The organism is Paraburkholderia sp. J41, assembly GCF_905220235.1.
Lineage (GTDB): Bacteria > Pseudomonadota > Gammaproteobacteria > Burkholderiales > Burkholderiaceae > Paraburkholderia.
On the sequence record NZ_CAJMZE010000029.1, the window covers coordinates 1 to 13,385 of the forward strand.

Sequence of the window (13,385 nt, forward strand, 5' to 3'; positions counted from 1 at the left end):
TTTCCTCGCCACGCTCGGTTATCCGCATCACGAGGAAACGCAGAATCCGGCGTATCGGTTGTTTCTCGCTTGAGCGCACTCACCGCCGCATAACGCGCAAAAAGGCCGCCATCGTGTCCGTTTCGCTCACCGACAAACTCGTCGTCGCCATTTCGTCGCGCGCCCTCTTCGACTTCGAGGAGGAAAACCGCGTGTTCGAAGCGGGCGACCTCGCCGTCTACGAAAAGCTCCAGCGCGAGCGCCTGAACGTGCCCGCGCGCCCCGGCGTCGCATTCGGCCTCATGCGCAAGCTGCTCGCGCTCAATTCGGGCGCGCATCACGTCGAAGTGGTGATCCTCTCGCGCAGCGATCCGATCAGCGGGCTGCGCGCGTTCAGCTCGTGCCGCGAGCACGGCCTCGACGTCCAGCGCGGCGTGTTCACGCGCGGCCGCACGCCCTGGCATTACCTCAAGCCGCTCAACGCGGCGCTGTTCCTCTCGGCGAATCCCGAGGACGTGCGCGGCGCGCTCGAAGCCGGTTTTCCCGCCGCGACCGTGTTCCCACGCTTCGACGCGAATTCGGCGACAATGACGGCCAATCCGGCGACCAACGCGCCGGACCGCAACGCGAACGAAATTCGCATCGCGTTCGACGGCGATGCGGTGCTGTTTTCCGACGAAGCCGAGCAGATTTTCCAGCAGCAAGGCCTGGGCGCGTTTGTGAGCCACGAGCGCGACAACCGCGAGTTGCCGCTCGCGCACGGACCGCTGCAACCGTTGCTCGCCGCGCTGCACCGCCTGCAAAAGCTCGCGGACGGCAATGCGCGCAACATGCGCATTCGCACCGCGCTCGTGACCGCGCGTTCCGCGCCCGCGCACGAACGCGCGATCCGCACGCTGATGGCCTGGAACATCGAGATCGACGAAGCGATGTTCCTCGGCGGACTCGAAAAAGGCCCGTTCCTTCGCGAGTTCGCGCCCGATTTTTTCTTCGACGACCAGATCGGCCATTGCGAATCCGCGCGCTCGGTCACGGCGACCGGGCACGTCGCGCTCGGCGCGGCGAACGCCCGGCTCGCCGCGTCCGCAACGGCCGGCAACACAACCGCAGACGCAACCGCAGATACCCGCGCATCATGACTCCCGAACACTCACCGCTCGGCAAGCCCGCCGCCTACACCGAACAGTACGACGCCTCGCTGCTGTTCCCGATCCCGCGCGCCGGCGCGCGCGAGCAGATCGGCATCGGCGCGCAACTGCCCTTCTTCGGCACCGACATCTGGAACGCGTACGAGCTTTCGTGGCTCAACGCGCGCGGCAAGCCGCAGATCGCCATCGCCACGTTCTTCATTCCGGCCGATTCGCCCAACATCGTCGAATCGAAGTCGTTCAAGCTTTATCTCGGCTCGTTCGCGCAAACGCCGTTCGAATCCGCCGACGCCGTGCGCGACACGATCCGGCGCGACGTTTCGGCGGCGTGCGGCGCGTCGGTTTCGGTGAGGTTCGACCAGCCGGGCGGCTTCGGCAAGATCGCGTTCGAGGAATTCGAAGGGCTTTCGCTGGACCGGCTCGATCTCGACACCGACGTGTATCGCCCCGACGCCACGCTGCTGAAGGCGGCGCTCGGCGAGTCGCCGGTGGAGGAAACGCTCGTGTCCAATCTCCTGAAATCGAACTGCCCGGTCACGGGCCAGCCCGACTGGGGCAGCGTGCAGATTCACTACGTGGGGCCGCAGATCGACCAGGCGGGGCTGCTGCGCTACATCATCTCGTTTCGCAATCACACGGGCTTTCACGAGCAATGCGCCGAGCGCATCTTCATGGACATCCTGCGCGAGTGCAAACCGGACCGGCTCGCCGTGTATGCGCGCTACACGCGGCGCGGCGGGCTCGACATCAATCCGTTTCGCACCAACTTCAACATGCCGATGCCGGACAACGCGCGGCTCGCGCGCCAGTAACGTTCGCCGGTTCCAGACGACCACGCGCCGCAACGGCGGCGCGTTTTTTCATGTCGACGCGAACCGCGCCGCGGCTGCGGCTCAATGCGGCAATTCCGCCGCGCCCATGCGCCGCGCGATCACGGCGCTGCGCTGCGAGAGATACGCGGAATTGCGATGCTCGTCGAAGTATCTGGGGCGCGGCAGCATGACGGCCAGCCGCGCCGACTGCCACGGCGTGAGCTTCGCGGCCGTGCTGTGATAGTAGTAGCGCGCGGCGGCTTCGGCGCCGTAGACGCCGTTGCCCCATTCGACCGAATTCAGATAGATCTCGAAGATGCGCTCCTTGTCGAGCAGCGCTTCCAGCATCCACGTGATGATGAGTTCCTGGCCTTTGCGGATATAGCTTTTCTCGCGCGACAGAAACAGATTGCGCGCGAGTTGCTGCGTGATGGTCGAACCGCCGCGCACGATATGGCCGCGCTTTTTGTTGCGCTCCCACGCTTGCAGGATGGCGTCGGTTTCGTAGCCGTTGTTGTTGACGAAATTCGCGTCTTCCGAAGCGATGATCGCGCGCTTCAAATTGCGCGAAATCTGCTCGTAGGGCACCCATTCGTGCTGGATCGCGAGGTCGGGACGCTCGCGCGCGAGGCGCGCCGCGTCGGAGCGCATGAACGCCGTGGTTTGCGGATCGACGACATTCCAGAGCGCGATTTGCGCAACGTAGAAAAGCTGCAACGCGACCCACGCGACGGCGAACACCGACGCCACGTAGACGAGCCAGCGCAGCGCGCCGGCACGCCGGGCTGGCGAACCGCGATCGTGCAGCGGCGCGCGCCGCCTGTCGTTGTGAATTGCCCGCGCTCCGACAGCCTCCCTGCGCATGGCGTCTCCTCGCTTCCTCAGGCCGGCTGCGCCGCGAGTTGCGCGCGCAGCATGGCGAGCACGGGCGCGCCTTCGGGACGCACGCCGCGCCACACGAAGAACGATTCGGCGGCTTGCTCGACCAGCATGCCGAGACCGTCGGCGGCGCGCGCGCCGAGCCGTTGCGCGTGGCGCATGAACACCGTGGGCTGCGCGCCGTACATCATGTCGTAGGCGAGCGTGTTCGCCCCGAACGCGCGCTCGTCGCATTCGGGCAGCGCGGCGTCCAGGCTGCCCGCCGTCGCGTTGACGATCACGTCGTAAGGCAGCGCGTGAGCCGGGTCGCGATAAACCGTTTGCGGGCCGCCGCCGCTCAAGAGACAGCCGAACTCGCGCGCCGCGCCTTCGAACTGCTCGACGAGCGCATGCGCCTTGGGCGCCGTGCGATTGACGATGACGATCTCGCGCGGCTTGCGCTCCAGCATCGGCAGCACCACGCCGCGCGCCGCGCCGCCCGCGCCGAGCAGCAACACGCGCGCGCGAGCGAGCGGCACGTTCAGATTCGATTCGATGTCGCGCACGAGGCCGAAGCCGTCGGTGTTGTCGCCGAAAATGCCGTCGGCGTCGAAACGCAGCGTGTTTACCGCGCCCGCCGCCGCCGCGCGCGGCGACAGACGTTGCGCGAGCGCATGCGCTTCGAGCTTGAACGGCACCGTGACGTTCAGGCCGCGCCCGCCCGCCGCGCGAAACGCCTGCACGTGCTCGACGAAACCCTCGAGCGGCGCGAGCAGTCGGCCGTACTCGACGCGCTCGCCGGTTTGCTGCGCGAACTGCGCGTGAATGACCGGCGATTTGCTGTGCGCGACCGGGTTGCCGATCACGGCGTAACGCCCGACCTGAGCCCCGGCTGCGGTCTCGTCGACGTTCATTCGCGCGGCTCCGTGGCGTGCCGATCGCTGTGCTGCTGCTCCGCGCCGGGCGCTTTTGCGTCGCCGTCGCCGTCGCTTTCGCCTTGGCTCGCTTCGTTTGCTTCCGCCGCTTCGTTCGTTTCGTTCGCTTCCGCGAGCGCTTCGGCTTCGCTTTGCGCCGATTCGTCGGCGGCTTCGATCAGTTCCTCGTCGTCGCCCGCTTCTTCCTCGGCGGCCTCGCCGCCCGACACGACCGGCGCATCGAGCACGCGCAGCATGCGCACCGAAGCTTCGATCGTCAGTTCATCGACGGACATCAGTTCGAGCAGCACGCGCGTGCCGCGCGCATGCACGCCGAGCGCCGGAACGTGCATCAGGAGCGGCACTTCCTCGAAACGCACGAGATCGTCCTTGACGACGGTCGCGGCGAATTCGCGGCGGCCTTCCTGCTGAAGCCAGCGCAGGCACCAGAAATATTCCATGCGGCGCTGGTGATCGGCGTACGCGGAATAGGTTTCGTCGAAGCCCTGCACGACGGCGAAAAGATCGGCGTCCTTGGGCTTGAACGGCGCGACGAGCTTCGCGGCCACGCCGTGCTCGACGCACGCAAGCAACTGCCACTGGTTCACGAGGTCCACGTAGCGGCGCAGCGGCGAGGTGCTCCACGCGTACTGCGCGACGCCCAGCCCTTCGTGCGGCGCGGCCGTGGTTTGCATGCGCGTGCGCTTCGGGCCGGTGGGCGCGCCGAACGCGCGCTGCGAGCGATAAATGCCCGGCACGCCGTGGTCGTGCAGGAACGCGCCCCACGTGGAATTGGCGAGAATCGCGAGTTCCGCGACGATCGTGTCGAGCGGCGAGCCGCGGCGGCGCGGCGTGATCGTGACGTGCTCGCCGTCCACGTAGAAGTTGTAGTCGGTATTGCGCTGCACTTCGCGGCGCAGGCCGTAACCGGCGCGCGCCTGCTGGCGCTTTTCGAACAGCGCCTGCGCGAACGGCCACAGCACGGCGATGTCCTCTTTGTGCGGATACTCGCCCGTGCCCGCCGCGAGCGTCTCCTCGGTCACGACTTCGTCGAGCGTGTTGTGGCGCAGGTTGCTCCTGACGAACACGCGCTCGGCGCGCGTTTCGGTCGCGACGATCTCCTGCGTCTCGCGGTTCACGATGCAGTAGAGCGACAGCGCCGGGCGCATGCCGCCTTCCTTGAGCGTGAAGGCGTCGACGAAATCGTCGGGCAGCATCGTGATCTTGTCGCCGGGCATGTAGACCGTCGAAAGACGCGTGCGCGCGATGGTGTCGGCCGTGTCGCCGCGCGCGATGCCGAGCGCCGGCGCCGCGATGTGAATGCCGATGCGCACGCGGCCGTCGGCCAGATGCTCGATCGAGAACGCGTCGTCGATTTCGGTCGTCGTGACGTCGTCGATGGAAAACGCCTGCACGTGTTCGGCGGCGTCGGGCAGATCGTCGGGCAGCGCGCCCACTTCCACGGGCGGAAAGCCGGTGCCGTGCGGGAAGAATTCGGCCAGAAACCGCGCTTCGTGCAGCGCGCGCGGCGAAGCGACGCCGCCGTTTTCGAGCATCAGGCGCGGCATGGAAATGCCGCGCGCGGCGGCGGCGGCCTCGAGCGCCTTGTATTCGATCGAGTTCTTGTCGGGCCGGGTGAGCAGGCCGAGCGCCTTGCCCGCGAACGCCTCGGGCAGCCTGCCCGCCTTCAGCTCCTCCTCGTAACCGGCCTGCACGAGCGCCTGCTGACGCTTGCGCTCGAGCGAGGCGAGCGCCATCTTGAGCTGTTCCTCGGGCGCGCGCTGATACTGGCCGCGGCCCTTGCGGCGGAAATAGACCGGCGAGCCGTGCAGGCGCAGCACGAGCGCCGCGCGCTCGACCGGGCCGTAGGTTTCGCCGAAGTATTCGCTCGCGAGCGCGGTGAACGCGAACTCGTCGGCGGGCGCGCATTCCCACAGGAAGTCGAGATCGATTTCCTGCGACGCGGCTTCCGCCTCGGTCATCAACTCGGCGGCGGCGGGCTTTTCGAACTCGATCAGCACGTCCTTCGCGCGCACCTTGGCGCGCCGCCCGCCCGGCAATTCGACCTGAAACGCGTCGCCCTGCTTCGACAGCACGCTGCCGGCCTTGAAACTGCCCGATTCCTCAAAGAAAACGTTCACTCAACACTCTCGTCTGACTTGCTACGACCGCCGGCGCACGGCGCGCGGGCGGTGCTGCTGTATACATATAGGCGTTCGGCGCGCGGCTTTCGTCGATGACGGCCGCACACGCCGGACGATGGCGACGACGCTTTCAGGGCGCGTCGCAGAACCGGAGCACTTCGTCCACGTAATCGGCGAATTCGCTGATGCCGTGGTCGCTGCCTTCGATCAGGTGCGTGGCCGCTCCCGGATAGTGCGCGAGCATCTCGCGGTAATCGAGCACTTCGTCGCCGGTCGCGGCGATCAGATAGTAGCGCGCGGGCTGCGTGACCGTGGCGACGGCCAGCGCGCGCAATTCGTCCAGATGGCGCGGCTCGACGACGATGCTCCCGCCGCCGTGCCACAGCGGCTGTTCGCCGAGATACTTCGACAGATCGCGGTCCGGCACGACGGCCGGATTGAGCAACACGGCGCGCCAGCCGTGCTTTTCCGCGAGCCAGGTGGCGAAGAAACCGCCGAGCGAGCTGCCGATCAGCGTAACGCGCTCGTCCGCTTGCCCCTTTTCCGCCGGCTTTTCCGCCGGCTTTTCAGCGAAACCCCCGGCACGATTCGCCGCGAGTTTTGCCGCAACGTCGCGCTCGACCCGTTCGACGGCCTCTTTCGGCGAAACCGGCAGCGCGGGGCACAGCCATTCGTCGCCGCGCTCAAGCTCGCTCAAGCGCGCCGCGAGCAGACGCGCCTTGAACGACTGCGGCGACGAGCGAAAGCCGTGCAGATAGACGATCACGCGGCGCTCCCGTCATGGCTCGCGGCGTCGCGCGCGCCAAGCGCGTCGAGCAGCTTCTGATGCACGCCGCCGAAGCCGCCGTTGCTCATCACGAGCACCTGGTCGCCGGGGCGCGCCGCCGCGACCACGGCTTTCACGAGCGCATCGAGATCGTGGAAGGCGCGCGCCTTCTCGCCGAGCGCGCTGAGCGCGCCCGCGAGATCCCAGCCGAGCGCGTCCTTGCCGCTCGGCGCGCCGTAGCCGAACACGAGATCGGCGTCGGCGAGACTCGCGGGCAGTTGCGCTTTCATCACGCCCAGCTTCATGGTGTTCGAACGCGGCTCCAGCACGGCGAGAATGCGCGTGGGCTGGCCCGACGCGTCGCGGCCGACGCGCGTGCGCAAGCCGGCGATCGTGGTTTCGATGGCCGTGGGATGGTGCGCGAAGTCGTCGTACACCGTCACGCCGTCGACGCTGCCGCGCACTTCCATGCGGCGCTTGACGTTGCGAAAGCTCGCGAGCGACTGCGCCGCCTGCGCGGGCGGCACGCCCACGCTGCGCGCGGCGGCGATGGCCGCGAGCGCGTTCAGGCGGTTGTGCTCGCCCTGGATCTGCCAGTCGACCACGCCCGCGCGCTCGGCGTTGTGATACACGGCGAAGCGTTCGTCCACCGGCACGCCGTTTTCGGCGGGCAGCGCCTGCCAGCCGCCGTCCACCCCGAACCGCTCGACCTCGCTCCACACGCCGCGCGCGAGCACGCGTTCGAGCGCGTCCGAGCGGCCGTTCGTGACGATGCGGCCCACGCCCGGAATCGTGCGCACGAGGTGATGGAACTGCGTTTCGATCGCGGCGAGATCCGGGAAGATGTCGGCGTGATCGAATTCGAGATTGTTGAGCAGCGCGGTGCGCGGCCGGTAATGCACGAACTTCGAGCGCTTGTCGAAGAATGCGGTGTCGTATTCGTCGGCTTCGATCACGAAAAAGCTCGAATCGGTGAGCCGCGCCGAAATGCCGAAGTTGAGCGGCACGCCGCCGATCAAGAAGCCGGGATTCAGGCCCGAGTCCTCGAGCAGCCACGCGAGCATCGAGCTGGTGGTGGTCTTGCCGTGCGTGCCGGCCACGGCCAGCACCCATTTGTCGCGCAGCACGTGCTCGCCGAGCCATTGCGGCCCCGAGGTGTACGGCAAGCCGCGATTGAGAATTTCCTCCATCAGCGGGTTGCCGCGCGAGACCACGTTGCCGATCACGTAAAGATCGGGATTCAGCCCGGTCTGGCTCGCGTCGTAACCCTCGATCAGGCGGATGCCCTGCGCTTCGAGCTGGGTGCTCATCGGCGGATAGACGCCTGCGTCGCAGCCGGTCACCGTATGACCGGCGCTGCGCGCGAGCACGGCAAGACCGCCCATGAACGTGCCGCAGATGCCGAGGATATGGATGTGCATAAGCCTGTCGCGCCGCGCGGGCGTCGTGAACGGATTCAGGAATGGGGAAGCGCGACGGCGGACTGACGGAACCCGCCTGGGAACGCCGGGGAACCATCGGAAGCCTGCGCCGCCGGAGCCAAGACGCGTATTGTACCCGAGGTGCCCGGGCTGCCCGCGCCGTCCGGGGCATTCCGGCGCGACGGGCGGCAGCGGGACGGCAAGCCGCTCGGCGCGGCAAGACGGCGCGCGCCGTCCCCCAATTCTTCCTCGAACCCGTTCCCAACCCGCGCCAAGGTGGGTGAAAGAGAGCCCCAAGCGTTCTCTAGTATGATTCGAGAATGGTTCGCAGATCACATTTCGATCCTCAGCGCGTGCGCGAGGAAATCGCCATCGCGGCGGCACGCATGGTCGCCGAAGACGGCCTCGACTACGCCACCGCCAAGCGCAAAGCCGCGCGGCAGGTGGTGGGGGAAACCCGTATCGAAGGCACCTGGCTGCCCGATAACGACCAGATCGAGGAAGAAATCCGCGAATATCAGGCGCTTTTTCAGGGCGACAGCCAACCGGCGGTGCTGCGGCGGCTGCGCGAGATCGCGCTCGAATGGATGCGGCGGCTCCAGGAATTCAATCCGTTCCTGACGGGCGCGGTGCTCAATGGCACGGCGGGCGAGCATTCCGACATCCACTTGCAGATTTTTTGCGACAACGCGAAGGACGTCGCCATCTGGCTCCTCAACGCCAACGTGCAATACGACGTGTCGGAAACGCGGCACTTCGCGGCGCGCGGCTTCGTGGAAACGCTGAGCTTCATGTGGCGGCCGGCGCGCGACGAGGAGCCGGTCGGCATTCACGTGGCGCTCTACAATACCGACGACCTGCGCGGCGCGGTGCGCGCCGATGCGCGTGGCCGCCTGCCGCGCGTGAACGCACAGGCGCTTCAGGCGCTCATCGACGAAAGCGGCGCCACCTCCTCCACCACCTGATTCAATACTTGAAGCGGCAGCGATGAATACGAAACGGATTCTGGCCGGCGTGGCAGTGGCGGCGGTCGCCGCGGGCGGCGGCATTCTGGCCGGACATTGGGCGAGCGGCGGCAATGCAGGCGAGGCCGACGCGGCAGTGGCGACCGCCCCCGCGGCGCCCGGCAAACAGGACGCGGTCACGCAACTCTGGTCGGCCGCGGTGACGAACCCCGACGGCAAGCCGCAGTCGCTCGCCATTTATAAGGGCAAGCCGATTGTCGTGAACTTCTGGGCTTCGTGGTGCGGCCCGTGCGTGGAAGAAATGCCGGAGCTTTCTTCGCTGCAACGCGAGTACGCCAAAAAGGGCATTCAGTTCGTGGGGCTCGGCGTCGACTCGGCGGCGAATATCAAAACCTTTCTGAAAAAGGTGCCGGTGGACTACCCCATTTTCATTGCCGGTTTCGGCGGCGCGGACGTCGCGCGGGCCTTCGGCAACAACGCGGGCGGATTACCTTACACCGTCGTAATCGACGCGAACGGCGCCGTACGCGCGACAAAATTAGGGCAAATCAAGCCCGACGAATTGCGCCGCACGCTCGACGCACTTTGACGCATCGTCAACACTTGCAAAACCTTAGGCGCCAAAAGGCGCCTTTTGCCTTCCAGATTACGTTTTTTGACAGAAGATGAGCGCGCTGCCGCTTTCGCGGGCAGCGTCGGGGCCATATCGAGTCATCGTAAAACTAGACAAATTTCTCTAATCGGCGCTAAAGTTCGCGCAATTCCACGGAAAAAGAAGCGACCATGACGCGACTGCTGGTTCTGCACGGACCCAACCTCAATCTTCTCGGCACCCGGGAACCTGAGGTGTACGGCCGCGTGACGTTACCGCAGATCGACCAGGCGCTTTTCGACCGTGCCGCGGACGCCGGCGTGGAACTTGCGACCTTCCAGAGCAATCACGAAGGCGCGCTGGTCGACCGCATCCAGGCGGCCCGCACCGAGCAAACCGACTTCATCCTGATCAACCCCGCCGCGTACACGCACACGAGCGTCGCGATCCGGGACGCGTTGGCGGGCGTCGGCATTCCGTTCGTGGAGATTCATCTTTCGAACGTGCATCGGCGCGAGTCCTTCCGGCACCATTCGTATTTTTCCGACCAGGCCGAAGGCGTGATCTGCGGCCTCGGCTGGAAAGGCTATCTCTACGCGCTCGAATACGCGCTCGACCGGCTCGCCGCCGGACGCGCCGCCTGATTCCGCGCCCGAGACCGACGCCGAACCCAGACAACATCCAACCCGTGCCGGGCGTGCAATTGATTGCAAGATGCCCCGGCACCTCACGTATTCAAGCAAAGGGGCTGCATCATGGATCTACGTAAGCTGAAAACTCTGATCGACCTCGTCTCCGAATCGGGCATCTCGGAACTCGAAGTCACCGAGGGTGAAGGCAAGGTGCGCATCGTCAAGAACGCGCCGCCCGTTTACGTGCAACCGGCCGCGCAATACGCCGCGCCGCTCGCGGGCGCCCCGGTCGCCGCGCCGGGCGTGGCGGGCGAAGCCACCCCGGCCGCACCGGCCGCCGCCGTGCCGGCCGCGCCGCAAGGCCATGTCGTGACCTCGCCGATGGTGGGCACGTTCTACCGTGCGCCGTCGCCGGGCGCCGATCCGTTCGTGCAAGTGGGCGACACGGTCAAGGAAGGCCAGACGCTCTGCATCATCGAAGCCATGAAGCTGCTCAACGAAATCGAGTCGGATACGGCCGGCGTGGTCAAGGAAATTCTCGTCGAGAACGGCCAGGCGGTGGAATACGGCCAGCCGCTCTACGTGATCGCCTGAGTTTTCCCGCGCGCGGCGCGGCCCGGAACACGGGCACGCCGCGCTTGCCGCCCGGCGGATCGCGCATCGCGGCGCACGCGCGGCCGATCCTACGGGTTGCGCCAACTCCGATCGACAGGCGCGCCTTTGCACTTCCCGGCGCCCATTGATGAGTCGAATACCCACCATGTTTGAAAAAATCCTCATTGCCAATCGTGGCGAAATCGCGCTCCGCATCCAGCGCGCGTGCCGCGAACTCGGCGTCAAGACGGTCGTCGTCTATTCGGAAGCCGACAAGGAAGCCAAGTACGTGAAGCTCGCCGACGAGGCGGTCTGCATCGGCCCGGCGCCTTCGAACCTGAGCTATCTGAACATGCCGGCGCTCATCAGCGCGGCCGAAGTCACCGACGCCGAAGCAATCCACCCCGGCTACGGCTTCCTCTCCGAAAACGCCGACTTCGCCGAGCGCGTGGAGCAATCGGGCTTCACGTTCATCGGCCCGCGCCCCGAAACGATCCGCATGATGGGCGACAAGGTCACGGCGAAGCAGACCATGATCAAGACCGGCGTGCCTTGCGTGCCGGGCTCGGAGGGCGCGCTGCCCGACGATCCGAAGGAAATCGTGAAGATCGCGCGGACGATCGGCTATCCCGTCATCATCAAGGCTTCGGGCGGCGGCGGCGGCCGCGGCATGCGCGTCGTCCACACCGAGGCGGCGCTGGTGAACGCGGTCAACATGACCAAGGAAGAAGCGGGCCGCGCCTTCGGCAACCCGCAGGTCTACATGGAGAAGTACCTCGAGAATCCGCGTCACATCGAGATCCAGGTGCTCGCGGACTCGTTCAAGAACGCCGTGTGGCTCGGCGAGCGCGACTGCTCGATGCAGCGCCGCCACCAGAAGGTGATCGAGGAAGCGCCGGCGCCGGGCATCGCGCGCCGCCTGCTCGACCGCATCGGCGACCGCTGCGCCGACGCCTGCAAGAAGATGGGTTATCTCGGCGCGGGCACGTTCGAATTCCTCTACGAGAACGGCGAGTTCTACTTCATCGAAATGAACACGCGCGTGCAGGTCGAGCATCCGGTCACGGAACTGATCACGGGCATCGACATCGTGCAGGAACAGATCCGCATCGCCGCCGGCGAAAAGCTCTCGTTCCGCCAGCGCGACGTGCAGTTGAAGGGCCACGCGATCGAATGCCGTATCAACGCGGAAGATCCGTTCAAGTTCACGCCGTCGCCGGGTCGTCTCACGTCGTGGCACATGCCGGGCGGCCCCGGCGTGCGCGTGGATTCGCATGCCTACAATGGCTATTTCGTGCCGCCGAACTATGATTCGATGATCGGCAAGCTGATCACCTATGGCGCGACGCGCGAGCAGGCGATCCAGCGCATGCGCATCGCGCTCTCGGAAATGGTCGTCGAAGGCATCCTGACCAACATTCCGCTGCATCGCGAATTGATGCTCGACGCCAAGTTCGTCGAAGGCGGCACGAGCATTCACTACCTCGAAAGCCGTCTGGCCGAGCGTCAGGCCGTGAAAAAGGACGAAGCGTAATTCATGAGCTACAGGGAACTGATCGTCGAGCTTGAACGCGACCGCGCGGAAGAACTCTCCGACGCGCTGATCGAGCTTGGCGCCCTTTCGGTGTCGGTGGAAGACGCCGACGCCGACACGCCCGACGAGCAGCCGCTGTTCGGCGAGCCGGGTCTCACGCCCGAGCGCACCGCGTGGCAGCATTCGCGCGTGATCGCGCTGATCGGCGCCGATCAGGACCCCGCGTTGCTGCTCGCGGCCGCTTCGAACGAACTCGCGCTGGCCCAAACGCCCCGGTTTTCACTGCGCGAAGTCGAGGAACAGGACTGGGTGCGCCTCACGCAATCGCAGTTCGATCCCATCCAGATCGGCGAGCGCATCTGGGTCGTGCCGTCATGGCACGATGCGCCCGATCCTCACGCGCTCGTGCTCGAACTCGATCCCGGCCTCGCGTTCGGCACGGGCAGCCATCCGACCACGCGCCTGTGCATGGAATGGATCGAGCAGCACGTGAAGCCTGGCCAGTCGATGCTCGATTACGGCTGCGGCTCCGGCATTCTCGCGATCCTTGCGCAGAAGTGCGGCGCGAATCCCGTGATCGGCATCGACATCGACCCGCAAGCGGTCGAATCGGCGCGTTACAACAGCGAGCGCAACCGCGCCCAGGTCGCTTACGGCCTGCCCGACGACCTTCAGGCCGGCGAATTCGACGTGGTCGTTGCAAACATTCTTTCGAATCCGCTGAAGCTCATGGCGTCGATGCTGAGTTCGCGCGTGAAGCCCGGCGGCCGCCTCGCGCTCTCGGGCATCCTCGCGCGCCAGGCCGACGAAGTGGCGCAGGTTTACGCGCGCTGGATCGACATTTCGGTGTGGCGCGAGCACGAAGGCTGGGTCTGTCTCGCGGGCACGCGCCGCGCGTAGGCGCCTCGCCGGCGCGCGGTGCATGGGTGTTCCGGCCCTTGCGCACGGCCGCAAGTCGTAGGACGCGACGGATTGCCAGTAGAATGGCGGGTATCGCCAACCCTCCGGTCTATTCAGATCCTCGGC

12 protein-coding genes and 1 pseudogene are annotated in these 13,385 nt (G+C 66.3%); 8 read left to right on the top strand and 5 right to left on the bottom strand.

The window, feature by feature from the left end:
* Positions 1–113 precede the first annotated feature (113 nt).
* Both U5805_RS24240 and queF read left to right on the top strand, forming a co-directional pair.
* A pseudogene (locus tag U5805_RS24240) lies at positions 114–1,049 on the top strand (5'-nucleotidase); the annotation flags it as partial.
* Positions 1,050–1,114: 65 nt separating this feature from the next.
* Entirely contained in the window at positions 1,115–1,939 is an 825-nt protein-coding gene (queF, locus tag U5805_RS24245) for an NADPH-dependent 7-cyano-7-deazaguanine reductase QueF (protein WP_322106049.1), read from the top strand.
* Between the two features lie 81 nt (positions 1,940–2,020).
* Here the strand turns inward: queF and mtgA are convergent, their stop codons facing one another.
* The 5 genes from mtgA to mpl all read right to left on the bottom strand — a co-directional run bounded on the left by mtgA (position 2,021) and on the right by mpl (position 8,042).
* A complete protein-coding gene (gene mtgA, locus U5805_RS24250) occupies positions 2,021–2,803 on the bottom strand; it encodes a monofunctional biosynthetic peptidoglycan transglycosylase (RefSeq protein ID WP_322106050.1) in 783 nt (260 codons plus the stop codon).
* A gap of 17 nt (positions 2,804–2,820) precedes the next feature.
* Positions 2,821–3,711 (bottom strand): shikimate dehydrogenase, encoded by an 891-nt coding sequence (gene aroE / locus U5805_RS24255; protein WP_322106051.1) that lies wholly within the window; start codon positions 3,709–3,711, stop codon positions 2,821–2,823.
* On the bottom strand, positions 3,708–5,852 hold the full coding sequence (locus U5805_RS24260; protein WP_322106052.1) for a ribonuclease catalytic domain-containing protein: 2,145 nt from the start codon (positions 5,850–5,852) through the stop codon (positions 3,708–3,710). The genes aroE and U5805_RS24260 overlap by 4 nt, the downstream gene beginning before the upstream one ends.
* A 133-nt stretch (positions 5,853–5,985) precedes the next feature.
* The gene (locus tag U5805_RS24265; RefSeq protein WP_322106053.1) at positions 5,986–6,621 is read right to left on the bottom strand and encodes a YqiA/YcfP family alpha/beta fold hydrolase; all 636 of its coding nucleotides are present in this window, start codon (positions 6,619–6,621) and stop codon (positions 5,986–5,988) included.
* Positions 6,618–8,042 (bottom strand): UDP-N-acetylmuramate:L-alanyl-gamma-D-glutamyl-meso-diaminopimelate ligase, encoded by a 1,425-nt coding sequence (gene mpl, locus U5805_RS24270; protein WP_322106054.1) that lies wholly within the window; start codon positions 8,040–8,042, stop codon positions 6,618–6,620. Before mpl ends, U5805_RS24265 begins: the two co-directional genes overlap by 4 nt.
* A 320-nt stretch (positions 8,043–8,362) precedes the next feature.
* Between mpl and U5805_RS24275 the strand changes: the two genes are divergently transcribed.
* The 6 genes from U5805_RS24275 to prmA all read left to right on the top strand — a co-directional run bounded on the left by U5805_RS24275 (position 8,363) and on the right by prmA (position 13,259).
* Entirely contained in the window at positions 8,363–9,007 is a 645-nt protein-coding gene (locus U5805_RS24275; protein ID WP_322106055.1) for a UDP-N-acetylmuramate--alanine ligase, read from the top strand.
* A gap of 22 nt (positions 9,008–9,029) precedes the next feature.
* Entirely contained in the window at positions 9,030–9,596 is a 567-nt protein-coding gene (locus tag U5805_RS24280) for a TlpA disulfide reductase family protein (protein ID WP_322106056.1), read from the top strand.
* Between the two features lie 194 nt (positions 9,597–9,790).
* On the top strand, positions 9,791–10,243 hold the full coding sequence (aroQ, locus tag U5805_RS24285) for a type II 3-dehydroquinate dehydratase (RefSeq protein WP_322106057.1): 453 nt from the start codon (positions 9,791–9,793) through the stop codon (positions 10,241–10,243).
* A 111-nt stretch (positions 10,244–10,354) separates the two neighbouring features.
* Positions 10,355–10,825: an acetyl-CoA carboxylase biotin carboxyl carrier protein gene (accB, locus tag U5805_RS24290; RefSeq protein ID WP_322106058.1), complete on the top strand. Its 471-nt coding sequence runs from the start codon at positions 10,355–10,357 to the stop codon at positions 10,823–10,825.
* 166 nt (positions 10,826–10,991) lie between these two features.
* A complete protein-coding gene (gene accC / locus U5805_RS24295) occupies positions 10,992–12,359 on the top strand; it encodes an acetyl-CoA carboxylase biotin carboxylase subunit (protein ID WP_322106059.1) in 1,368 nt (455 codons plus the stop codon).
* Between the two features lie 3 nt (positions 12,360–12,362).
* On the top strand, positions 12,363–13,259 hold the full coding sequence (prmA, locus tag U5805_RS24300; RefSeq protein WP_322106060.1) for a 50S ribosomal protein L11 methyltransferase: 897 nt from the start codon (positions 12,363–12,365) through the stop codon (positions 13,257–13,259).
* The last annotated feature ends 126 nt before the right edge of the window (positions 13,260–13,385 follow it).